This is a genomic window from Chelativorans petroleitrophicus, assembly GCF_025398195.1.
Lineage (GTDB): Bacteria > Pseudomonadota > Alphaproteobacteria > Rhizobiales > Rhizobiaceae > Chelativorans > Chelativorans petroleitrophicus.
Genome location: NZ_JAODNV010000003.1, coordinates 13,922 through 34,840 on the forward strand (window position 1 = coordinate 13,922; position 20,919 = coordinate 34,840).

Below are 20,919 nucleotides of genomic sequence, written 5' to 3' on the forward strand. Positions count from 1 at the left end.
TGATTCCGCTTTGAATGAAGGTGATTGCGCGTTGAATAGGAGGGGCGGCGTGCCGTTTAATGGACTGGAGGCGCAAGATGCCCGCAGCTGGCCACCCAATTGCCGCCCCGCCTGCCAGGCGGCACCGCTGGTCCGTAAAAACCCGCTCCCCGGAGCAAAAGGCAGGAGGAGCCGCTTCTCGCGCCTACTAAAAGATTGATTTCGTTGAGAAACATGGAGCGGGCGAAGGGATTCGAACCCTCGACCCCAACCTTGGCAATTGCAGGGTGACCATACCGCGCAAGTGCGGACTTGTAAACATGTGAGAGTATAAGCTGTTGCTTCTGCTGGGGAAATGGCGCAGAGCTAGTTCGAGCTAGTTTGCGCGGAAACGGGGACTTCTCGCTCCCCCGCTGCTCCCCCAGGAGATGCCTATGGCCAAGAGCAAGAACCGAAAGACCTTCAATCCGCAGTGGATCGAGCGGCTGAAGTACGATCCAAAGCTCGCGCCGCCGAGCGGCCGCATGGAGATAGAAGACGAGGCGTGCCCTGGGCTCCTCCTTCGGGTCACCCCGCGCGGCGTGAAGTCGTTCAGCGTCATCTATAAGGTGCCCGGCGAGGGCGGTGTCAGCCCGAACGGCCGTCTTCTCGTCGGCCGACAGCATCGAATCACCCTGGGCACCACCCCGCCGATCGAGCTGAAGGATGCCCGGCAGCAGGCTCGCGACCTCATGCAGGCCGCGTCCGAGGGACGGGACCCGCGCGGCGAGCGACGCGAGGAAAACCTTATCCGACACACCAACACCTTCGAAGCAGTCCGAAAGCGCTTCATCGATCGGATCAAGCCCAACGTGCAGGCATGGAAGAATGTGGAGCGCGTCCTGAAGCTGCACGTGGAGCCCCATTGGAAGGACAAGCCCCTCCGGGACATCCGCCGCGCCCACGTACATGAGGTGCTGGACGCGCTCATAGCGGAGGGCAAGGTTGGCACTGCACGCGAGGTCAAGAAGCACCTCTCCCGGTTGTTCAACTGGGCCGTAGATCGCGAGATCATCGTGGATAACCCGGTGCACGGCCTTAAGCGCGACGAACTGGGGCCCAACGAGGAGGCGGGGCGCGCCCTCACAGACGAGGAGTTGCGATACATCTGGAAGGCGGCCGATGGCCTGGGCTATCCCTTCGGTCCCATGTACAAGCTGCTCATTCTCACCGGGCAGCGGCGTGGTGAATGGGCTTCGGCAATGCGTTCGGAGGTGAACACCGAAAAGCGGTGGCTGGAGGTGCCGAAGGCTCGCTACAAGGGCGGCCGGGATCATATTGTGCCCATGGCGGACGAGGTGTTTTCGATCTTTGAGGGGCTGCCAGTTTGGGAGGGCAAGGATTATTACCTGCTCTCCACGACGGACGGGAAGGTGCCTGTGTCAGGCTTCTCAAAGGCCAAGGCCCGGCTGGATGCAGCCGTTCTCAAGGCCATGCGCAAGGCGGACCCGGAAGCGCAACTGACCGATTACCGCGTGCATGATTTCCGCGTTTCCTGCAAGTCCCGGCTGGCCAGCTTGGGATTTAAGCCAGATATCAGCGAAGCGGTGCTTGGGCATGCCAAGGTCGGGCTGGAGAGGACTTACAACAAGCACGAATATTTAGACGAGAAGCGCGAGGCGCTCGCCGCCTATGCCAAGCATGTCATGGAGGTGGTGAAGTGAGTCGGTTCACCGAACAGGATGCCGCTCGACTGGCAATCCTAGCTGTCCGTCCACGCAACGGCCAGACGGAGGAGGAGGCCCAACAGAATGCGCCGCTCCTCGGGAAGGAGGCGGCGCTGCTCGAAGCGCTTCGGGCGGCGGAACGGGCTCATGACGAAGCCATGCGGGAAGCAAGATCCGACGCAGAGCGGCTGGAGGACCTCAAGAGCTCTCGGGAGCGACACCATGTCTTCTTCAAGTACATCGACGCCGCCTTAGCTGAGTGGCGTAACATGGATGGGGAGACCCGGCTCGGGCTGGCATGGCACGCCCATTCAACTGGTTCGAACGGCGGGGATTATGACGAAACGTCGAGCTATCTCGATGCTATCCTCGCGCGGTTCGATGCATCTCTTGGCGAGATGCATCGGGCAGCCCATTCGGCGTCATCTGATATTGAGTTTTCACCCGGCCGTAAGAAGGGCATCAGCCAGAGTGTAGGCGCAAACAATGTGCCCCTCGCTCCCCTCGAAGCCTTTGTGGGGGTTCTCCGCGATTTTTGGCGGAGCACAGCGGGCGAGAAATTTACGGTGGAATTTGGTGAAGTGGTGGATAGTCGAGGCATCCGGGTGACAGAGCCCAAGAGCGCGGCGGCGCGACTGGTTTTCGTTGCGACGGAGAAACTGACCAATGCCAGGGGCAAGCGTCTCTATGAGATGGGCACGGTCGAGAACGCTATGCGCCGAGCTCGCGCCAATTCTCCCGATTTCCTGACCTAATGGTCCCCGTGTTGTAATCTGCGGGATCGGCCACCCTCCGGGCAAGTAAATAGCCTGGAGGTACGGCGGTGGCCGAACGTTTCATCAGCATTCGCGAGGTGACGGACAGGGTCTCCCTCTGTCGCACCGAGATATACGACCGTATGAGGGCGGGAAAGTTCCCGCAGTCCGTCGCCTTGGGCCCGCAGAAGGTGGTTTGGGTCGAGAGCGAAATTGATGCCTGGATGCAGGCGCGGATTGAGAACGCCGAAGACGGCATCGACTGGCGGCGCTGGCGCGCTCGGAAGGCCGTCAACTCGCGGGGAGATCGGAAAGTTGCCGCATGAAATGGCCCGCGCTGGTGGAGGAGAGCACGGGCCTGTTTCTGCTGACCGAGCACAACGGAGACTGTTATGCCGACCGAAGTATCCAATATCCCTCCCTCCTCCGAAATCACTTTCGACGCCCCTCCCGGTCCCGAGGAGGTCGACAAGACCATCAGTGCCCAGCCGTGGGTGCTCCGCGCAAGGCTCACCTACGATGCGTACGCCACGCGGTGCAGGGCGGCCGGGCGTCAGCCGGACATCGCGGAGTGGCTTGAGCATCAGAGCCTCACGGAAGAAGAGCTCCAGCTTCTCGATGATTTGATAGAGGCCCGGCGGGGCGACTTCTGCCATGGCGATATCGGCCCGAAGTTCGTCATTCGCGAGTTCGGCAACAAGGCGCGTGTCGGATGGTTTGACGACCGAGGCGAACTTGTCACGATGAGCTTCGCGGAGTTCGCCAACGCTCATATTGAAAAGCTGGTACAGGTCGGCCACGACGACAACGGTAAGCCCATCCTTAGGCCGCTGGCAAAGCACTGGCTTCAGCATCCGCTTACCCGCCGGTACGACCGCGCAGAGTTCTTGCCCGGCATAGAGCCGGAGAACATGCCGGAGGGTGTGCTGAACTTATGGCGCGGCTGGCCTCCCGGGCTTGTACCCGGCTGGGCGGACACCCGCCTGGGCCCGGACGGCGAGGCCGTACCAATCACGGATGGTCCGTTTGACGGGCCGGAGATGCCGTCCGGCTATTGCGACATGTTCCTTGACCACATGTATGAGAACATGTGCGGAAGTGACGAGGTGGTGTTTCGGTACCTTCTCGGCTGGATGGCGGATGCGTTCTGGAACCCTGGCCCATGCGAGACCGCTATCGTGCTCAAGGGCCCGCAGGGCTCCGGCAAGACCTTCTGGGCCGAACGGTTCATGGAGTTCTTCGGCGTCCACGCACTCACGCTGGACGATCCCGAGCAGGTGGTCGGCAACTTCAATAAGCACCTGATGAACAAGAGCGTGATCTTCGCGGATGAGGCGTTCTTTGCCGGCAACCGAAAGCACGCGGCCAAGCTCAAGACGCTCATCACGCGGCCCGACTTGTTCGTTGAACCCAAGGGCGTGGATGGTTTCGTCGCGCCGAAGATGTTCCGGCTCATCATGGCGTCGAACGACGAGCACGTCATTCAGGCCGAACGGGACGACCGTCGCAATCTCGTGCTCGACGTCAACGCTGGGCCGCACAATCAGGACCGCGATTACTTCGCACGCATGCATGAGGAATGGCGTTCCGGCGGGCGTCGGGCGCTGTTTCGCTGGCTGACCGGAGCGTGGTGGGGGCAGGCCGTCGGAGAGAAGCGGTTCCGCATGTGGGATCGGCCTATCACCGCAGGTCTTCAGGACCAGAAGGATATGAGCCTCCCGCGCCCGCAGATGGTCATTCATAATATGCTACGCGACGGCGAACCACCGGCCGCCTTCCTCCCAAACGTGCGGGAAGGCACGATCTTCGTGGCGACGCGGTTGCTGGCGCAGGAGAACCGCCTTGGGCCCGAACACGATCGTGCGCTTGGGGATGCGTTGCGAGTTCTGGCTGGCGAAGGAGCCACTAGCGTCCGCGAGTATCTAGGCGAGGGCAGCGCTCGTCGCCAGTATCGCGGATACTGGCTTCCGCCCCTCGGCATCTGTAGGCAGCGGTGGGAGGCCCACCATGGGCGGCAGGTCAGGTGGCCGTCCGGTGTCGATACGTGGGCCATCGAGATCGGCATGGAACGGGACCCGGAACAGGAGATGCCATTCTAAGTCGGCTCCCGACTTGCGTCCCGACTTGCGCTTTTCCTTGGCGGAACAATTGGTTAGGTCGGTTTTAAGTCGGGAAGTCGGTAAGTCGGCGGTTTCTATTCCGTATGCAAATTGCCCAGGAGGGGGCGTGGTGGGGTCGGGCAGCTGGATTTCGGTAGGCTCTGTTTTAACCCGACTTAACCGACTTAACCGACTTAGAGAGAGCTAAGAGATTGCATTGGCAAGGAAATTGGCAAGTCGGGTTGTAAGTCGGATATAGGCCGGAAGTAGACTCCCGACTTGTTTTCCATTCCCCTCCTCCCTGGGCATGGAGTGAGCGCCAGCGAAACCGGCCCATTCAGTCCCTAAAAAGAGAGCTGATCCGGCCGCTCCCGCATCGGAAATTTGCACTAGCTCCCCCTCCGCTCCCCCAGCGCGATCACCAGAACCAATAACCTCAACAATTGCAGCGTAATGGCGCGAGTGGCCCCAACCTAGGGAGGGGTATGCTCCCCTCCATGAGCACCAAGAGCACAGCCCTCGTCGCCCGCGCCGGACGCGGCAAGAGCGCCCCGGTCAGCATCACCCCAGCCGGTCTCGCCCTCGTGGAGGAGCTGGCCGGTGAGGGACAGGACTTCCGCAGCATAGCGAAGCGCCTGGGCATCAACCACCAGACCTTCAACGTCCTGCGCAAGAAGGATGAGGCGCTGGCGGAGGCCGTGGAGCGAGGTCAGGCCGTCCTAGCGGACGAGGTCACCCACCTGCTGCTGAAGGCGGCCCGCAAGGGCAACGTGGTCGCGGCCATTTTCCTCGCCAAGGCCCGGCTCGGCTGGACAGACACGCCCCAGCCCAAGCGGCCAGAGGTCGCCGTGCAGATAAACCTTCCCGGTGCAATGGACGAGGCGGCTTACGTCCGCATGGTCGAGGCAGAGGTGAAGGAGGCGGCAGATGGCGACGCCTAAGGTCACCGCGCCCACGCCCTGGCAGGAGCGGGCCCTCGCCGTGCCAGAGCGCTACAACCTCGCCCTCCTGGGTGGCCGTGGTTCCGGCAAGACCACCGCTCTGGCGCTGATCGTCCTCCGCCATTGCGTGCAGTACGAGGACAAGGCCCGCGTGCTCATCTTGCGCGCCACCTACAAGTCGCTCGCCAACCTTTGGGATGAGCTTGAGGCACTGTTTTCCGCCGCCTTCCCCGGTGGCGTCCAGTCCAATCGCGCCGACTTCGTCATCCGCTGCCCGAACGGGGCGGTGGTCACCCTGGGCAATCTCTCCACGCAGAAGGACGTGGCGAAGTGGCAGGGGCAGGAGGCGAACCTCCTCGCCGTGGACGAGATCACGAACTTCACCACGCTCCGGCACATCAACATGCTCCGGGCCAACCTGCGCGGCCCAGCCGGGGTTCCCACGCGCATGCTCATTCTCGGCAACCCTGGTGGCCCGCTGCACGCGACCATTGCCCGGATGCACGTGCATGGCCGTGTGCCGTGGAAGCCCTATACGTTGGACGACGGTAGCGAATGGGTCTACGCACCCAGCACCTTCATCGATAATCCGACTATCGACCAGGACCGCTACGCCCGCAGCATCATCGCGTCTGCCGGTGGTGACCGCGCCTTGTCCGAGGCGTGGCTCAACAACAACTGGAACGACCTCGCTGGAGCCTTCTTCGGCGACGTTTGGGGCGACCACCTTATCCTCCCCACCTCCTCATGGCGTGTGCCCCCTGGGCCCCTCCGCGAGCACGGCTGGTATTCCTGCGTGGCTCTGGATTGGGGCTGGTCCGCACCTTCGGTCGCGGTTCTGGCCGTCAGCCCACGGCGGCCGGGGCTCCTTGGCCCGGCTGGCCGCGTCTATCCGAAGGATAGCTGGATTGTCGTGGACGAGGTGCACAGCGCCCGCTCGGACGATCCTTCCCTGGGTAAGGGATGGCCGCCGCAGATGCTGGCGGAGGAGGTTTTGGCCGCATGCGAGCGCCACAACATCCGGCCGCACGGCGTGGGAGACGATGCGCGCGGGCTTCAGAACGATACCCTGCTGGAGCAGTTCCGGTTCCATGGCCTCTACCTGCAGAAGCCGACGAAGGACCGCATTTCCGGCTGGACCAGGCTCAAGTCGCTCATGAGCGCCGCCCGCGATGGCGACCCGGACACTCCGGGCATCTGGATCAGCGAGCGGTGCCGCCTCGTAATGGAGACCTTGCCGCTTCTGCCGCGCGACGATGTGCGGCCAGAAGATGTGGACACGTCGGCCAATGATCACGCCGCCGACGCGCTCCGCTACCTCGTCAACTCCCCCACACGAATTGTCACGTCCGGCCGAACCACCGGCGATTACTGAGGAGAACTGTCATGACCACCGGGCTCGAAGACACGATTGAGACCGTACCGATCCGCGCCGATGTACCTGTTTCGATGCACCCGAGCAGCCTTATCCCTTTCGGGAAGGTGCTGAATCAAGAAGGCACAATCGGTGTGCAGGCACTGGCCGCCGCTCGCGAGGCCCTTACCACGGCCTACACCGCCTTCTCCCAGGTGGAGGACGCGGTGAAGTCCCTCCCCCTGGGCGATGAAACTCGAATGATTGGTGGTCGCCCGACGAAGGTGTCGGCAGGGGCTATCGAGGAGCTTGTGCAGGCCGTCGGAAAGTCGGAGGAGCGCGTGATCGGGGCAGTTCAGCGACGTTACGATGAGCTCAGCCGTCACCATGGGGCGCTCAATACGCGCGTTGCCAACGCTCTCGACGTACCTAGTCGAAAGACGCCCGAGGGCTTGGCGGTGGCCGGTGCGATTTGGGCGCACGTGAAGTCGCTGCCCAGCGATAAGCGCATGTCGTTCCTGATGAAAGCGGTGGAGGACGGCGACAAGACCACGGTGGCCGCCGTGCTGCATGCACCGGCTTACCTGTCCGGCATGACCGACAAGCAGATGGCGACGTTACGTCACCGGGCGGCCCACGTGTTCGCACCTACGGATGCGGCCCAGTTGGAAGCGGTGGAGGCTATGATGGACCGCGTCGCGGCGGCAGGCTCCCGCGTGGTCGAGCGCTACGGACGGGTGCGGGAGATGGCGTCTCCGAGTGCGGCCCATTCCAAGCAGAAGATCAAGGCGCTCGCGGAGGGAAAGTGATGCTGTCTCGTGCCTATCGGGAAGCGCAGAAGCGTATTCAGGCGACGGCACAGCAGCGCGCTATGCTTGCCGTGCGTGGCGACTTCGAGGCGTCCCGGCATGACCTTGAGTGCCTGAAAACGGGTGACCTTTTCTCTTACCTCGCTGCGAAGGACGAAGCTACCAACGGCCGCTACCAGCCGCCCTCCTTTCTGGCGCGACGGCTCCGGGAACCATCCATCGCCCGGTATCTCGCAGCCCGCGCACGTTTACGGAAGCGGAGCAATGGCTGACCGAAAGCTAAAGCCTTCCGAACAGCGCCGCATAGACCAGCAGCAGGCCCTCCTTGAAGCCATTCGCCGCTCGCACGAGCACCGCGTTGAGGAGGCCAAGATGGAGGAGGCTGGACGCCGCCACCTGCTGGGCAAAATATTGCAGGAGGCACGGAAACGTGGCGGAGCCTGAGCCTCGTATCGCGGCACTCAACTTCAAGCGTCAGCCCGGCCCCCGCTGGGCTCAGATGCAGGTCGGCATGACTGTGCCAGACCTGCTGGCCTTGGGCCTACCAAAAGGGCAGATCATCGAGCGAGTGCACTTAGGCCAGATTGAATTTCAGCCGCCAATCACGTCCAAAAACGGCACCATCATCTCCAAGGTCGAGCCGAATCAACCACCGACGCGGCCCTCTTCTCTCCCTATCCGTCGCTGCCTATGTTGTGGAAAGCCGTTCCGAAGCGCAGGGCCCGGAAATCGTTTGTGTGACGACTGTCGCCGTAACTCCCGATCCCTTTCTCCCTATGCGCCGGATTAACGCTGGCAGGTTCTTGTTGTCTTCCTCGCATGCTGGCGAGATCGTTTCTCCGCAACTGAGAGTTGCCCACAAGAAAAGGAGCTCGACATGACGAAGAAGATCACTCCCCGCAAGACCAAGCCCGCCCGCCAGAGCAAGGTCGCCTCTCTCATGGAGAAATTCCTCGCGGCAGTTGCCGATCAGGCGTTCGAGGTCGAGGCCACCGCCAAGCGCTTGGGCGTCACGCCGAAGATGGTTCGCAACTGCATCGATCAGCTTCGGCGGAAGGGCGGCAAGGCCGCCGTCGCGAACGTTGGGAAAGGCACCTTTCAGGTGGTTGCCCGGCCGTGACCCGCGCCGCTTCCATCCTGCTCGCCGCCGCCCTCTCTGGGTGCGCGGCGAGCACCGATCCGCACCTCCGGGCCTTCTACGCCAATTGGCTGCCGCCCGAAGCCCACGGCACCAAAGCTCCTGACCCGCGCTTGGATGGCCCGCTTGGCTCCGGCTACGGCCCCGACCGGACCTATGTCGTGAAAGACGGCAGAACCGTCGCGACCCTTCCCGGTCACCCTGGGCAAGGGGCGCGTTTTGTCTACGTCCGTAACAAGTAAAGGGCCCCGGCCTCATGGGCGACCGGGGCCAACTCCTCACGGAGACGGCCAGGACAGGAGCTACCCCGGCCAATCATCACGATAAGTGGCCCGCCCCGGCCCTTCACTTGGGCCAATTCTCCTCCGAATCACCCCGTATTGGCTCCCGTGCAGTGGGGACCACTTCTGTGCGGATGTGCAGTCACGCCTCGCGGTGGTCGTGGGGCGGCGAAAAAGCGAAAGGAAACAATTATGCCAGGTGAAGTTGAAACCGCTAACTGGCGCGTCCTTTTCGAGGAACTACCGAAGGCGATCAACCAGCTTGAGAGCCACGACGCACACCACTCATTGGAGGCGGCGCTGTGCCTCAGGATGGCGCTGGACGTTCTGCGCTGCGGTGGCTCGCTGGAGGTCTACGACCAGCTCATCTTCGGCATGAGCAAGATCGCGGAGACTGGCACCTCTCGGAGGAGCCTGCCCAGGGACACGTGCTGGCTCCTCGAATGCTTTGCCGACGATTTCGCGGAGTGGCAGTGCCAGGACCGGGACGCGGAGCTTGTTGCCCGGCTGAGCGAGCTGCCTGTCACTGCCGACTGACGAGCGGAGCCGCCCCGAGGCAGGGCGACTCCTCTTTTCACTTGATTTACTGAAATCCCTGAGTTACCTTCTCTCCATCGAAACCCTGGAGGTATGCGATGAGCGAGATGCGAACGATTGAGATTGACTTCGAGGTGCACAAGCGGATCGAGCTTGAGCGCACCAGCTTCAACGAGCCGCCCAACACGGCGCTGCGCCGCCTGCTCGGCATTGAGGGAGCGGCCCCCGCTGCCCCGCCTCAGACGGCAGCCCCATCTGGCCGCCCTTGGGCGGGCAAGGGCGTGACACTGCCTCACGGGACCGAGCTGCGCATGGAGTACAATGGCCGGGTCTACACGGGCCGTATCGAGAATGGCCGGTGGCTGGTCGAGGGCAAGGAGTTCAAGAGCCCCTCGGCGGCGGCGGGCGGGGTGGCGCTCACCAAGGACGGTCGCCACACGAGCCTCGACGGGTGGATATACTGGCACGTGAAGCGCCCCGGCGACGCGGGCTGGACCGCCATTCGGACGCTTCGGAGCCACTGAGGCAAGCCCTCATGCCGCTCCCCCGGCTGCTCCCCGGAGGCCAGAAAAGCAAGAGGCCGCCTCGCGGCGGCCCTTGTAACTTCTTGTTTTCCCGTGGGATTTTTGGAGCGGGCGAAGGGATTCGAACCCTCGACCCCAACCTTGGCAAGGTTGTGCTCTACCCCTGAGCTACACCCGCTCATGCGGTCCGAAACCGCGCGGCGCTTATATGACCGAAAGCCTCGCCGATTGCAACAGCCAATTCGCATAACCTCACCCGAAAACCGCAGGCGAAAGAATGCGGGCCCGGGTCGCCAGGGCGCATGGGGCGCCAGGCGCTCTTGCGCGGAACCGGTGCACGCACGTAGACCCAGATGGAAGTTGCGACTCATTGAGCATAGACCGGCCAAAAACATGGGCCAGCCGAAGGACATGGGCCGGCTGAACCGGCGCGCAGCAGCCAGCCGGCCGGAATCGAGCGGCAAGGCGAATCTGCGCATGCAGGAGAGACCGAGGAGCGAACAAGGGAGACGAAGGCCAAATGCCAAAAACGCCGGATGAGCTGATGCGCTATCTCGCGGAGCTCGATATCGAGGTGACGACCCATCACCACCCTCCGCTCTTCACGGTTGCCGAATCGCGCAGCCTGCGCGGCGAAATCCCCGGCGCGCACACTAAGAACCTGTTCCTGAAGGACAAGAAGGACCGGTATTTCCTCGTGACCGCCGAGGAAGAGGCCGAGCTTGATCTCAAGACCATGCACCACAAGATTGGCGCCTCGGGCCGGGTTTCCTTCGGCAAGCCGGATGCCCTGATGGCGATGCTTGGGGTGGTGCCCGGCGCGGTGACCCTGTTCGGCGTCATCAACGATCCGGAAGGCAAGGTTACCGTCGTGCTGGACGAGGAACTGCTCAAGGATGAAATCATCAATGCGCATCCGCTGCACAATACGGCAACGACTTCCATCCGCACCGCCGACCTTCTGCGATTCCTCCGCTCGACGGGGCATGAGCCGCTCATCTTGAAACTTTCGCAATGAACGCCACATCACGTTCCGGCTTTGCGTTTCGCAAGGCGGCTGCTATGCCGCACAGGTGGTGAAGGCCGCAAGCACAGCAAGGGGCACAGATGAGCAACCGTGACAATCCGTACGACACCGGCGCAGGCGAAGTGAACATCACCTTCGGAGGCCTGAACGCTGGGTCCGACAGGAGCGCAGCCGCCGGTGCCGGCGCTAGCCAGACGGCCCCGCAGGGCACGGACGTCATAAAGGACGTTTCCACCGCCTCTTTCGCCGCCGACGTTATCCAGGAATCGCGCCGCCAGCCGGTTCTGGTCGATTTCTGGGCGCCCTGGTGCGGCCCATGCAAGCAGTTGACCCCGATGCTTGAAAAGGTCGTCCGCGAGGCGCGCGGGCGCGTGAAGCTCGCCAAACTCAATATCGACGAGCATCCGGCCATTCCCGGGCAGCTCGGAATCCAGTCCATCCCCGCCGTGATCGCCTTCCAGGACGGCCGGCCCGTCGACGGTTTCATGGGCGCCATTCCCGAAAGCCAGGTGCGCGAGTTCATCGGCCGCCTGACGGCGGGTGATACGGGCCGGATCGAGGAGGCGCTCGCTGCGGCAGGCCAGGCTCGCGAGGCCGGCGACAGCCAGACCGCCGTGCAAATCTATTCAGCGGTGCTCGAGCAGGATCCGGAACAGGTCGATGCGCTTGCCGGCCTTGCCGACCTGCTTTTCGAGGCGGGACGGACGGACGAGGCCAAGGCGGTGCTCGACCGGGTTCCCGAGGCCAAGAAGGGCGCGTCGGCCGTGGCGGCGGTGCGTGCCAGGATGGCGCTTGCCGAGCAGGTTGCGGAACTCGGCGATCCGGCGGAGCTTGAGCGCCGGCTTGCGGCAAATCCCGCCGACCATCAGGCGCGCTTCGATCTGGCGCTCATCCAGAACGCCCGCGGCGAACGGGAGGCGGCGGCGGACAGCCTGCTTGCCATCGTGAAGGCGGACCGCGCCTGGAAGGACGACGCCGCGCGCACCAAGCTCCTCGAACTTTTCGAAGCCTGGGGCATGAGCGATCCCGTCACCCTCTCGGCCCGGCGCAAGCTTTCCTCCCTTCTGTTCTCGTAAGGCCAATCATGCCCACGGGTGGGCGAGACAAGTGCACCTTGATCGAGCCGAAGCTTCTTGAGCTTCTGGTGTGCCCCCTGACCAAGGGGCCGCTTGAATGGGACGCGGAGCGGAAAGAGCTGATCTCCGCTTCGGCAGGGCTTGCCTATCCGGTGCGCGATGGCGTTCCCGTCATGCTACCGTCTGAGGCACGGCCGCTTGATGCCGACAGCACACCGGCATCACGAGGGTCGTAACAGGACAAAAGCGAGCGGTAATGCCGACGCTCAATCCGGTCAGTGTTTCGCGGTGAAAGGATTGAAGTCGCCTTCCGCAATTCCGGACGGAAAACCGGCATCCACCTTTCCTGGAGTTGCGCCAGAAGGCGCGCCGGCGGATCGGGCCGCGCAAACCTCACGCCCAGGGGCGGCTTGCGGCGTATCTGTTCTCGAAGGCTTCGATGGTCGCGGCCTTTTCAAGCGTTAGCCCGATGTCGTCGAGGCCGTTCAGGAGACAGTGGCGCTTGAAGGCGTCGATCTCGAACTTGATCACGCCGCCATCCGGGCCGCGGATTTCCTGCGCCTCCAGATCTACAGTCAAGGTGGCGTTGGCGCCCCGCTCGGCATCGTCCATCAGCTTGTCCAGCTCCTCGGGACTTACGGTGATGGGCAGGATGCCGTTCTTGAAGCAGTTGTTGTAGAAAATGTCGGCGAAGCTGGTGGAGATCACGCAGCGTATGCCGAAATCGAGAAGCGCCCAGGGCGCATGCTCGCGCGAGGACCCGCAGCCGAAATTGTCGCCGGCGACCAGGATCTTGGCGTTGCGGTAGGCCGGCTTGTTCAGAACGAAATCCGGATTTTCCGAACCGTCCTCATTGTAGCGCATCTCGGCAAACAGGCCCTTGCCGAGCCCGGTGCGCTTGATCGTCTTCAGATAATCCTTGGGGATGATCATGTCGGTGTCGACATTGACGATCGGCAGAGGCGCTGCGACCCCGGTAAGCGTTGTGAACTTCTCCATGGCCCTTCGTGCCTGTCTCATCTCGTGGTATGGGTACCGGCACCCTTTACATCATGCCCGGCGATCAAGCAAAGGCCTTGCGCAGACTTCGGCGCTGGGCCATGAAGCGCTTCATGCACGAGCCTCTTCAGCGTCTCCGCCGCTCCGTTCTCTATGTACCAGCCGACAACGAACGGGCGGTGGCAAAAAGCGCGACGCTTTCCTGCGACGCGATCATCTTCGACCTCGAGGACGCGGTGAGCCCCGACACGAAGGGAGAGGCGCGCGAGCAGCTGCGCGCCTTCCTGCAGAGCACCAGCCGGCCCAAATGCGAGATCGTCATCCGAATCAACCCGCTTGCGGGCGAGTGGGGAACGGAGGATTTTCTGACCGCCCGCGCCTGTCACCCCGATGCCATCCTGCTTCCCAAGGTCGAGGGCCCTCGCGACATTCTCGATGCGGATGCAGCACTCGACGAGACCGATGCACCCCGCTCCATCCGGCTCTGGGCGATGATCGAGACGCCGCGCGGCCTGCTCAATGCGGGTTCCATCGCGGAGCTTGGCCGCGATCCCGCAGCACGGCTTTCCTGCCTCGTGGCCGGCACAAACGATCTTGTAAAGGAGACCCGCGTCGCCAGCCGGGACTATCTCACGCCATGGCTTTTGCAGATCGTGCTTGCCGCGCGGGCCGGAAACCTGACGGCTCTCGACGGGGTGTGGAACGCGTTTCGCGAAACGGAGGCCTTCGCGCGGGAATGCGCCCGCGCCCGCGCCATGGGGTTCGACGGCAAGACGCTGATCCATCCGGTGCAGATCGCGCCGGCGAACGCCGCCTTCTCACCCACGTCGGAGGAGATCGCCGAGGCGCAAGCCATCGTGGCGGCGTTCGCCAAACCGGAGAACCGATTCGCAGGCGTCATTTCGGTGGAGGGCCGGATGGTCGAGCGCCTGCATCTGGAGCATGCGGAAGCGCTTCTGAAGAAGGCGCGCGAGATCAAGGAGAAGGGTGAATGAAGCTCTACCGTTTCTTGACAGGGCCGGATGATTCAAGTTTCTGCCATAAGGTCACGGCAGCCCTGAACAAGGGCTGGCTTCTGCACGGCTCACCCACCTATGCCTATGATCCCGAGACAAAGACGATGCGCTGCGGCCAGGCCGTCTACAAGGAGGTGGATAGCGTCGAATACTCGCCCGATATGAAGCTTGGCGAATATTAAGGTGCCTTGGAAAAGCAGGGCCGGTCTTCCGGCCCGATTTTTGTTGCAGGGCAAGAGGAGCCGGGCTCCTCTTGTCTTACGATTCCGGGCGCGACGGGTTTTCGGCCGCCTCCTCGATGCGCGCCATGTCGTCGTCCGACAGGCCGAAATGATGGCCGATCTCGTGGATCAGCACATGGGCCACGATATCGCCTAGGGTCTCCTCGTTCTCGGCCCAATAGTCCAGGATCGCGCGCCGGTAGAGCGTGATGCGGTTCGGCCCCTCGCCTGTCGCCGGGTTCCAGCGCTCGGCAATGCCGCGCCCCTCGAACAGGCCGAGCAGGTCGAACGGCGTCTCCAGCGCCAGATCGTCCATGACCTCCTCGGTCGGAAACTCGGCGACCTGGATGATGATGTCGCCGGTGAGCTTGCGGAACTCTTCCGGCAGATTGGCATAGGTTTCCATCGCCAGAAGCTCGAACTCGCCGAGTGACGGCGAAAGCTGGTCGTGCCAGGCGCGTGTCTGATAGATGCGTGCCATTTCGTATCCTTTGCTCGGGCATATAGCGGTTTCCGCTTAAGGATTCGAGAGCATCCGGTCTCACGGCTTCCCGGAGGCACTGAACATAGGAGGTCGAGGAATAAAATCCTTGTTGACTCTTTGGTTCTCCTCTGGAATCGATAAGAACATAACAGGAACAAATATGAGAAGCCGGAGCATACGCCATGGCAAGGTCTGCCATGGCGCAGGAGACGATTTGTGCCCTGCGCCGGGAAATTTCCAGGATCGAAGGCAGCCTGCCCGAGCGGCTGGCTTCGCCGCAGGCCGGGGATTCCGTTGTGCTGCGCCGTGGCATCTCGGCGGTCCGCGAAGGCTGCAGCGCCTTTCTCGGCACTGGTGTGCCAAAACTTGATTGCGCGCTCGCGGGCGGGGTGCCGCGCGCCGCTCTGACCGAAATTCACAGCCTTCAGACGCGCGATGCGGGGGCGGCGACAGGCTTTACCCTCGGCCTCCTCGCCCTGTTGCGGCGGGCCGATGGTCGGAGCCGGAAGCAGTTCCTCATCTGCTGGATAGGCCTTGCAGATGTCTTTCGTGAGGCAGGATTCCCATACGCTCCCGGCCTTGAAAAGCTGTTCGGTTTTGCCGCCGGCGGTCTTCTGTTCGTCAGTACGGCACATATTGCCGATGCGCTGTGGGTCGCGGAGGAGGCCGCAAGACAGAAGGATTTCGGCGCCGTGGTTCTGGAAGTCCGCGGCAATCCCGCCCGGCTCGACCTTACGGCGACCCGCCGCCTGCACCGCAGGGCGCAGGAACTGGGCCGCCCCGTCTTTCTGATCCGTGAGGCGGCCGTAGCGGAACCGACGGCCGCTCCCCTGCGCTTTACCGTTTCGGCTGAGCCCGCGGCGCCGCGCCGCTCACTCGCCGGTCTCCTGCAGGATTCAATCGGCCATCCCGCCTTCACCGTCGTCATCGGCAAGAGCCGTGCGGCTCGGCCGGGGCGTTTTATTCTGGAATGGAACCCTCATGAGCAAAGCTTCCGCGAAATCCGCCCAGCGCATTCTGGCGCTCTGGTTCCCGCATCTGGCAACCGACCGCATCCTCCGGCAGCGATGGGGACGGTCGTGGCGCTGCGCCCCGCAGGCAAAGCGCCCGCCCCTGGTGGTCAGCCACCGGGAAAGGAACGTCCAGCGCATCGCCGCCCTCGACGAGCAGGCTGAGGCGCTGGGGCTGAAGCCGGGCCTCGGCGTGGCCGATGCGCGGGCCATGCATCCGCAGATCGAGATCGTGGAGGCCGATCCGGAAGCCAACCGCCGCCTGCTCGAAAGCCTGGCGGACTGGTGCGACCGCTACACGCCGCTTGTCGCCATCGACGGGTCCGACGGCCTGTTCCTCGATATCACGGGCTGCGTCCATCTCTTCGGCGGCGAGGAGAAAATGATGCAGGACATTCTCTCCCGGCTCAGCCGCCAAGGGTTTGACGCGCGGGCGGGGCTAGCCTCCTCCGCCGGCGCAGCCTGGGCGGCGGCGCGGTTTCCGGGGCTTGCGAGGATCCTGCCGGGTCAGGAGGCGGACGCTCTCTCGCCGCTTCCCCTTTCTGCCCTGCGCATCGATGCGGAGACCCGCATCAGGCTGGAAAGCGTCGGCCTCCATACGATAGGAGCCATCCTCCACGCCCCGCGCGCGCCGCTTGCGCGTCGCTTCGGCGCCGGGCTTCTTGTCCGGCTCGACCAAGCGCTGGGCCAGGCCGAGGAGGCGATCTCGCCGCGCCTGCCCGTGCCGCCGCTCTCGGCGGAGCGGCAGCTCGTCGAGCCGGTCGTCCATGCCGAGGACATCGAGAACCTCGTCCATGGGCTTGCTGGCACGTTGCAGCAGGATCTGGAGCGCCGCGGCGAAGGGGCCGATGTGGTGCAGCTTTCGCTCTTCCGGGTGGATGGGGCGGTGCAGCGGCACGTGGTCCGCGCCACCCTGCCGCTGCGCGAGCCGAACCTGATCCGCAGGCTCTTCCGTGAGCGGTTTTCCGCTTCCCGCGATGAGATCGACGCCGGCTATGGTTTCGAGCTGGTGCGGCTCTCGGTGCTGAAGGCTTCGCCCTTCACCGTTGTACAAACCGATCTTGCCGGCGACGGCATGGTCGCGGAAGAAAGTCTCGCCCTTTTCGCCGATCGGGTGCGCGCTCGCCTGGGCGAGCATGTGCTGATGCGGCCCGTGCCGGTGGAAAGCCATATCCCGGAACGCGCCGTCCGGATGCTTCCCTTCGCCGCTGGCGGCAAGGCAGCCCTGCCCGAAGCCGCAGTGCCTGCAGGCGGCACATCCGGCGTGCCGGAGCGGCCGATCCGCCTCTTTCTTCACCCCGAGCCGATTGAGGTGGCAGCGGCCGAGGTGCCAGATGGACCACCGCTCAATTTTCGCTGGCGGCGCGCCATCTATAACGTTTCCCGCGCGCAAGGGCCCGAGCGCATCGCGCCGGAATGGTGGCACGACGATCAGGAGGATGCACCGACGCGCGATTACTTCCGGGTCGAGGATACCGAGGGCCGCCGTTTTTGGCTCTACCGGCAAGGGCTTTACGGTGCTGTCGAAGAGATGCCGCGCTGGTTCATGCACGGGATATTCCCATGAGCACGTCCATCCCCGCCTATGCGGAGTTTGCCGTACAGTCGAATTTCTCCTTCCTGCGCGGGGCCTCGCGGCCGGAGGAGCTGGTCGTAGCGGCAAAATTCTACGACTATGCGGCTATGGGCCTTGCCGACCGCAACACGGTGGCGGGCGTGGTGCGTGCCTGGAGCCAGTCGAAGCACATCAGGCTGGAGTCCGGAGAGGTTGTCCAACTGCGCTACCATCCCGGCTGCCGGCTCGTCTTTTCCGACGGCACGCCGGACGTGCTGGCCTACCCGCAGGACCGGCAGGGCTGGGCAAATCTGTGCCGCATGCTCACCGTCGCTAATGCGCGCGGCGAGAAAGGCGATCCCGATCTGCGCAAGGAGGATTTTCTGGAATGGGGCGAGCGCATGTCGCTCGCCGTCCTGCCGGATTTGCACGCGAATGAGGAGGAGACCCTTGCTCTCCTGCGGGCGCTCAAGGACCGGTTCGGTCGCAATCTGCGTCTTGCCGCCGCTCCCGCCTACCGAGGGGATGATCGCTGGCGGCTCGCTCAGGCGGCGGGCATGGCCGAGGCCGTGGGTCTTCCTTTCATGGCGGTCAACGACGTGCTCTACCACGCGGCAGAGCGCCGGCGGCTCCAGGACGTGCTGACCGCGATCCGCCTGAAAATCCCGGTTGCAGAGGCGGGTTTTGCGCTTCAGGCCAATGCCGAACGCCACCTGAAACCGCCCAGGGAGATGGCGCGGCTGTTCCACCGCTACCCCGAGGCGCTTGCCGAAACGATCCGTTTTGCCGAAAGCCTCACTTTCTCGCTCGATGAGCTCCAGCACAATTATCCCGACGAGCCGACGGAATCCGGCCTCCCGCCCCAGGAGGAGTTGGAACGCCTCACCTGGGAAGGCGCGGCAGAGCGCTTCCCAAAGGGCGTGCCCGAGGCACAGAAGAAGCTCATCCGCAAGGAGCTCGCCCTCATCAAACGGCAGAACTACGCGCGTTATTTCCTCACGGTCTACGACATCATGAGGTTTGCCCGCTCAAAGGGAATCCTGTGCCAGGGCCGGGGCTCGGCGGCCAATTCCCTTGTCTGTTACTGCCTTCACATCACGGATGTCGGGCCCGATATCATGGATCATCTGCTCGAGCGGTTCATCTCCGAGGACCGCGGCGAGCCGCCGGATATCGACGTCGATTTCGAGCACTCGCGGCGCGACGAGGTCATCGCCTACATCTATGAGAAATACAGCGAAAAGCACACCGCGCTCGCCGCCTCCGTCGTCTCCTATCGCGGCCGTTCCGCGCTGCGCGAGGTGGCCAAGGCGCTCGGCCTGTCCGAAGACGTGATGTCGGCTCTGTCAGGCTCGATCTGGGGCTGGTCGAGCGCGAAGGTGGGCGAGAAGGAAACCAGTGCAGCCGGTCTCGCCGGAACCGATCCCCGCACCAAGCAGCTGATCTCCCTCGCCAATGAGATCATGGGCTTTCCTCGCCACCTCTCGCAGCATGTGGGCGGCTTCGTCATCACCAGGGATCGGCTCGACGAGATCGTGCCTATCGTCAAGACGGCGATGGACGAGCGCAAGATGGTGGAGTGGGATAAGGACGATCTCGACAATGTCGGCCTTCTCAAGGTCGACGTGCTCGCGCTTGGCATGCTGTCCTGCCTCAAGCGCTGCTTCGGGCTTCTGGAACGCCACTATGGCAGGGGGCTTGATCTTGCAAAAATCCCGAAGGAGCGAAAGCCCGTCTACGACATGATCAGCCGTGCCGATACGATCGGCGTCTTCCAGGTGGAATCGCGCGCGCAGATGTCGATGCTGCCGCGGCTGAGGCCGAAAGAGTTCTACGACCTTGTCATTGAAGTTGCGATCGTGCGGCCCGGTCCGATCCAGGGCGACATGGTGCACCCTTATCTGAAACGGCGCGAGGGCAAGGAAGATCCGGAATATGTGCGGCCCGAGCTCGAGACCATTCTAAAGAAGACCCTCGGTGTGCCGCTTTTCCAGGAGCAGGCGATGAAGATCGCGATCGTGGCGGGCGGCTTCGAGCCCTGGGAGGCCGATCAATTGCGCCGCGCCATGGCGACCTTCAAGCGCACCGGCTCGGTCACCGACTACAAGGAAAAGCTGATCGAGGGCATGGTCTCCCGCGGCTATCCGCGCGAGTTCGCCGAACGCTGCTTCCGGCAGATCGAAGGCTTCGGCGAATACGGTTTTCCCGAAAGCCATGCCGCCTCCTTCGCACTGCTCGTCTATGCCTCCGCCTGGTTCAAGGCCTATTATCCGGATGTCTTCTGCGCGGCGATCCTGAACTCCCAGCCTATGGGCTTCTATGCGCCGGCGCAGCTCGTGCGCGACGCGCGCGAGCACGGCGTCGAGATACGCTCCGTAGACGTCAATTTTTCCGAATGGGACTGCACCTTGGAAGAGGCCGCCTTTGACCCCGCCCACGTGGCGGAGCGCCATGCGGACATGCGGTCCGTCATCAGGACGCGGCATGCCGTCCGACTCGGCTTTTGCCAGGTCCAGGGGCTGTCGGAGCAGGATATGGAGCAGCTCGCAAAAAGACGCGGCGCCGGTTACGATTCGGTGCGCGATCTGTGGCTGCGCTCCGGGCTCGGCAAATCCGTCATTGCGCGCCTTGCCGAGGCGGATGCCTTCCGCTCCCTCGGACTTGACCGGCGCGCCGCGCTCTGGGCCGTGCAGGCGCTGGACGACACGGGGACCAAACGGCTTCCGCTACTTGATCGCCCGGATCTGCGCCTTGCCGAAAACGAACCGGAAATGCGCCTGCCGCCTATGCCAATCGGCAGCCACGTCGTGCATGATTATCGGGCGCTCGGGCTGTCGCTGAAGGCCCATCCCGTCTCCTTCCTGCGAGCCAGCCTCGATGCGGAAGGCGTGACCCCCAACGAGCATCTAGGGCAGATGAGCAACGGCAGCCGCGTCTCTGTCGCCGGCCTCGTGCTCATCCGCCAGCGCCCCGGCACCGCCAAGGGCGTCATCTTCGTGACGCTTGAGGATGAGACCGGCATTGCCAATGCTGTCGTCTGGCACAAGATCTTCGAGCGGTTCCGGCCGCAGGTGCTGGGTGCCCGTTTCATGCGTGTGACCGGGCGCCTGCAAAGTGCATCAGGCGTAATCCATGTCGTTGCCGAGCGGATCGAAGATCTGAGTCCGAGGCTCAACGTGCTGCTTGAAGAAAAGGGCATGCATCTGCCGCAGGGCCGTGGGAATGAGGCCGGCGGGGCTGCGCTCCGGCCATCCGGTTCCAGCCCCATGCCCCGCCCGGCAAGGCCGCGGCTGGCGCCTGTGGTCAAGCCCATGTCCGCCGCCCAGGTGATGCCCAAGGGACGAAATTTTCATTAGAGCGCGGCGGCGGTTCTGTGCATCAAGTTCTGCAAGAAAGAGGCGGCCATAG

Annotated in this window: 23 protein-coding genes and 1 tRNA gene; 21 read left to right on the forward strand and 3 right to left on the reverse strand. The window is 63.5% G+C overall.

What is annotated here, in order from left to right:
* Window positions 1-413 precede the first annotated feature (413 nt).
* The 13 genes from NYR54_RS00920 to NYR54_RS00980 all read left to right on the forward strand — a co-directional run bounded on the left by NYR54_RS00920 (window position 414) and on the right by NYR54_RS00980 (window position 10,123).
* Window positions 414-1,682: a tyrosine-type recombinase/integrase gene (locus NYR54_RS00920; RefSeq protein ID WP_261513504.1), complete on the forward strand. Its 1,269-nt coding sequence runs from the start codon at window positions 414-416 to the stop codon at window positions 1,680-1,682.
* On the forward strand, window positions 1,679-2,440 hold the full coding sequence (locus NYR54_RS00925; RefSeq protein WP_261513506.1) for a hypothetical protein: 762 nt from the start codon (window positions 1,679-1,681) through the stop codon (window positions 2,438-2,440). Before NYR54_RS00920 ends, NYR54_RS00925 begins: the two co-directional genes overlap by 4 nt.
* Before the next feature lie 68 nt (window positions 2,441-2,508).
* Complete coding sequence (locus NYR54_RS00930; protein WP_261513507.1) at window positions 2,509-2,766, forward strand: helix-turn-helix transcriptional regulator; 258 nt, start codon at window positions 2,509-2,511, stop codon at window positions 2,764-2,766.
* A 66-nt stretch (window positions 2,767-2,832) separates the two neighbouring features.
* On the forward strand, window positions 2,833-4,539 hold the full coding sequence (locus tag NYR54_RS00935; protein WP_261513508.1) for a primase-helicase family protein: 1,707 nt from the start codon (window positions 2,833-2,835) through the stop codon (window positions 4,537-4,539).
* Window positions 4,540-5,036: 497 nt separating this feature from the next.
* Window positions 5,037-5,480 carry a hypothetical protein gene (locus NYR54_RS00940; RefSeq protein WP_261513509.1) on the forward strand — a complete coding sequence of 148 codons (444 nt, stop codon included), beginning with the start codon at window positions 5,037-5,039 and terminating at the stop codon, window positions 5,478-5,480.
* A complete protein-coding gene (locus NYR54_RS00945; protein WP_261513510.1) occupies window positions 5,467-6,855 on the forward strand; it encodes a phage terminase large subunit in 1,389 nt (462 codons plus the stop codon). Before NYR54_RS00940 ends, NYR54_RS00945 begins: the two co-directional genes overlap by 14 nt.
* A gap of 11 nt (window positions 6,856-6,866) precedes the next feature.
* Window positions 6,867-7,643 (forward strand): hypothetical protein, encoded by a 777-nt coding sequence (locus tag NYR54_RS00950; RefSeq protein ID WP_261513512.1) that lies wholly within the window; start codon window positions 6,867-6,869, stop codon window positions 7,641-7,643.
* Window positions 7,643-7,915 (forward strand): hypothetical protein, encoded by a 273-nt coding sequence (locus NYR54_RS00955; RefSeq protein WP_261513513.1) that lies wholly within the window; start codon window positions 7,643-7,645, stop codon window positions 7,913-7,915. The genes NYR54_RS00950 and NYR54_RS00955 overlap by 1 nt, the downstream gene beginning before the upstream one ends.
* On the forward strand, window positions 7,908-8,087 hold the full coding sequence (locus NYR54_RS00960; RefSeq protein WP_261513514.1) for a hypothetical protein: 180 nt from the start codon (window positions 7,908-7,910) through the stop codon (window positions 8,085-8,087). The genes NYR54_RS00955 and NYR54_RS00960 overlap by 8 nt, the downstream gene beginning before the upstream one ends.
* 433 nt (window positions 8,088-8,520) lie before the next feature.
* A complete protein-coding gene (locus tag NYR54_RS00965; RefSeq protein WP_261513515.1) occupies window positions 8,521-8,763 on the forward strand; it encodes a hypothetical protein in 243 nt (80 codons plus the stop codon).
* Complete coding sequence (locus tag NYR54_RS00970) at window positions 8,760-9,023, forward strand: hypothetical protein (protein ID WP_261513516.1); 264 nt, start codon at window positions 8,760-8,762, stop codon at window positions 9,021-9,023. Before NYR54_RS00965 ends, NYR54_RS00970 begins: the two co-directional genes overlap by 4 nt.
* 231 nt (window positions 9,024-9,254) lie before the next feature.
* On the forward strand, window positions 9,255-9,599 hold the full coding sequence (locus tag NYR54_RS00975; protein WP_261513517.1) for a hypothetical protein: 345 nt from the start codon (window positions 9,255-9,257) through the stop codon (window positions 9,597-9,599).
* 98 nt (window positions 9,600-9,697) lie between these two features.
* Window positions 9,698-10,123, forward strand: a complete 426-nt coding sequence (locus NYR54_RS00980) for a hypothetical protein (RefSeq protein WP_261513518.1) — start codon at window positions 9,698-9,700, stop codon at window positions 10,121-10,123.
* Window positions 10,124-10,226: 103 nt separating this feature from the next.
* Here the strand turns inward: NYR54_RS00980 and NYR54_RS00985 are convergent.
* Window positions 10,227-10,301, reverse strand: a tRNA-Gly gene (locus NYR54_RS00985).
* A gap of 342 nt (window positions 10,302-10,643) precedes the next feature.
* Between NYR54_RS00985 and NYR54_RS00990 the strand changes: the two genes are divergently transcribed.
* From NYR54_RS00990 to NYR54_RS01000, 3 genes are all read left to right on the forward strand, one after another.
* Complete coding sequence (locus NYR54_RS00990) at window positions 10,644-11,141, forward strand: prolyl-tRNA synthetase associated domain-containing protein (protein WP_261513519.1); 498 nt, start codon at window positions 10,644-10,646, stop codon at window positions 11,139-11,141.
* A gap of 89 nt (window positions 11,142-11,230) precedes the next feature.
* The gene (gene trxA / locus NYR54_RS00995) at window positions 11,231-12,226 is read left to right on the forward strand and encodes a thioredoxin (protein ID WP_261513520.1); all 996 of its coding nucleotides are present in this window, start codon (window positions 11,231-11,233) and stop codon (window positions 12,224-12,226) included.
* Between the two features lie 8 nt (window positions 12,227-12,234).
* Window positions 12,235-12,462 carry a Trm112 family protein gene (locus NYR54_RS01000; protein ID WP_261513521.1) on the forward strand — a complete coding sequence of 76 codons (228 nt, stop codon included), beginning with the start codon at window positions 12,235-12,237 and terminating at the stop codon, window positions 12,460-12,462.
* A gap of 157 nt (window positions 12,463-12,619) precedes the next feature.
* On the opposite strand, the gene leuD is transcribed toward NYR54_RS01000, so the two are convergent.
* Window positions 12,620-13,225: a 3-isopropylmalate dehydratase small subunit gene (gene leuD / locus NYR54_RS01005; RefSeq protein ID WP_261513522.1), complete on the reverse strand. Its 606-nt coding sequence runs from the start codon at window positions 13,223-13,225 to the stop codon at window positions 12,620-12,622.
* 113 nt (window positions 13,226-13,338) lie between these two features.
* On the opposite strand from leuD, the gene NYR54_RS01010 reads away from it, so the two are divergent.
* Window positions 13,339-14,220, forward strand: coding sequence for an HpcH/HpaI aldolase/citrate lyase family protein (locus tag NYR54_RS01010; protein WP_261513523.1), 882 nt, complete (start codon window positions 13,339-13,341; stop codon window positions 14,218-14,220).
* A complete protein-coding gene (locus NYR54_RS01015) occupies window positions 14,217-14,423 on the forward strand; it encodes a DUF1737 domain-containing protein (protein ID WP_261513524.1) in 207 nt (68 codons plus the stop codon). Before NYR54_RS01010 ends, NYR54_RS01015 begins: the two co-directional genes overlap by 4 nt.
* 76 nt (window positions 14,424-14,499) lie before the next feature.
* Here NYR54_RS01015 and NYR54_RS01020 read toward each other — a convergent pair whose 3' ends face one another.
* Complete coding sequence (locus tag NYR54_RS01020; RefSeq protein ID WP_261513525.1) at window positions 14,500-14,943, reverse strand: metallopeptidase family protein; 444 nt, start codon at window positions 14,941-14,943, stop codon at window positions 14,500-14,502.
* 185 nt (window positions 14,944-15,128) lie between these two features.
* Between NYR54_RS01020 and NYR54_RS01025 the strand changes: the two genes are divergently transcribed.
* From NYR54_RS01025 to NYR54_RS01035, 3 genes are read left to right on the forward strand one after another with little or no spacing between them, the layout of a single operon-like run.
* A complete protein-coding gene (locus tag NYR54_RS01025; RefSeq protein WP_261513526.1) occupies window positions 15,129-16,121 on the forward strand; it encodes an ImuA family protein in 993 nt (330 codons plus the stop codon).
* A complete protein-coding gene (locus NYR54_RS01030) occupies window positions 16,063-17,523 on the forward strand; it encodes a DNA polymerase Y family protein (protein ID WP_261513708.1) in 1,461 nt (486 codons plus the stop codon). The genes NYR54_RS01025 and NYR54_RS01030 overlap by 59 nt, the downstream gene beginning before the upstream one ends.
* Entirely contained in the window at window positions 17,520-20,867 is a 3,348-nt protein-coding gene (locus tag NYR54_RS01035) for an error-prone DNA polymerase (RefSeq protein ID WP_261513527.1), read from the forward strand. The genes NYR54_RS01030 and NYR54_RS01035 overlap by 4 nt, the downstream gene beginning before the upstream one ends.
* Window positions 20,868-20,919 lie beyond the last annotated feature (52 nt).

What these genes read in the sequence shown, in the direction of transcription:
- NYR54_RS01035 (WP_261513527.1), top strand. Translation starts at nt 17,520, where the DNA reads ATGAGCACGTCCATCCCCGCCTATGCGGAGTTTGCCGTACAGTCGAAT.
- NYR54_RS01000 (WP_261513521.1), top strand. Translation starts at nt 12,235, where the DNA reads ATGCCCACGGGTGGGCGAGACAAGTGCACCTTGATCGAGCCGAAGCTT.
- NYR54_RS00940 (WP_261513509.1), top strand. Translation starts at nt 5,037, where the DNA reads ATGAGCACCAAGAGCACAGCCCTCGTCGCCCGCGCCGGACGCGGCAAG.
- trxA (WP_261513520.1), top strand. Translation starts at nt 11,231, where the DNA reads ATGAGCAACCGTGACAATCCGTACGACACCGGCGCAGGCGAAGTGAAC.
- NYR54_RS01010 (WP_261513523.1), top strand. Translation starts at nt 13,339, where the DNA reads ATGCACGAGCCTCTTCAGCGTCTCCGCCGCTCCGTTCTCTATGTACCA.
- NYR54_RS00980 (WP_261513518.1), top strand. Translation starts at nt 9,698, where the DNA reads ATGAGCGAGATGCGAACGATTGAGATTGACTTCGAGGTGCACAAGCGG.
- NYR54_RS01025 (WP_261513526.1), top strand. Translation starts at nt 15,129, where the DNA reads ATGGCAAGGTCTGCCATGGCGCAGGAGACGATTTGTGCCCTGCGCCGG.
- NYR54_RS00965 (WP_261513515.1), top strand. Translation starts at nt 8,521, where the DNA reads ATGACGAAGAAGATCACTCCCCGCAAGACCAAGCCCGCCCGCCAGAGC.
- NYR54_RS00935 (WP_261513508.1), top strand. Translation starts at nt 2,833, where the DNA reads ATGCCGACCGAAGTATCCAATATCCCTCCCTCCTCCGAAATCACTTTC.
- NYR54_RS00950 (WP_261513512.1), top strand. Translation starts at nt 6,867, where the DNA reads ATGACCACCGGGCTCGAAGACACGATTGAGACCGTACCGATCCGCGCC.
- NYR54_RS00920 (WP_261513504.1), top strand. Translation starts at nt 414, where the DNA reads ATGGCCAAGAGCAAGAACCGAAAGACCTTCAATCCGCAGTGGATCGAG.
- leuD (WP_261513522.1), bottom strand. Translation starts at nt 13,225, where the DNA reads ATGGAGAAGTTCACAACGCTTACCGGGGTCGCAGCGCCTCTGCCGATC.
- NYR54_RS00955 (WP_261513513.1), top strand. Translation starts at nt 7,643, where the DNA reads ATGCTGTCTCGTGCCTATCGGGAAGCGCAGAAGCGTATTCAGGCGACG.
- NYR54_RS01015 (WP_261513524.1), top strand. Translation starts at nt 14,217, where the DNA reads ATGAAGCTCTACCGTTTCTTGACAGGGCCGGATGATTCAAGTTTCTGC.
- NYR54_RS00990 (WP_261513519.1), top strand. Translation starts at nt 10,644, where the DNA reads ATGCCAAAAACGCCGGATGAGCTGATGCGCTATCTCGCGGAGCTCGAT.
- NYR54_RS01020 (WP_261513525.1), bottom strand. Translation starts at nt 14,943, where the DNA reads ATGGCACGCATCTATCAGACACGCGCCTGGCACGACCAGCTTTCGCCG.
- NYR54_RS00945 (WP_261513510.1), top strand. Translation starts at nt 5,467, where the DNA reads ATGGCGACGCCTAAGGTCACCGCGCCCACGCCCTGGCAGGAGCGGGCC.
- NYR54_RS00960 (WP_261513514.1), top strand. Translation starts at nt 7,908, where the DNA reads ATGGCTGACCGAAAGCTAAAGCCTTCCGAACAGCGCCGCATAGACCAG.
- NYR54_RS00975 (WP_261513517.1), top strand. Translation starts at nt 9,255, where the DNA reads ATGCCAGGTGAAGTTGAAACCGCTAACTGGCGCGTCCTTTTCGAGGAA.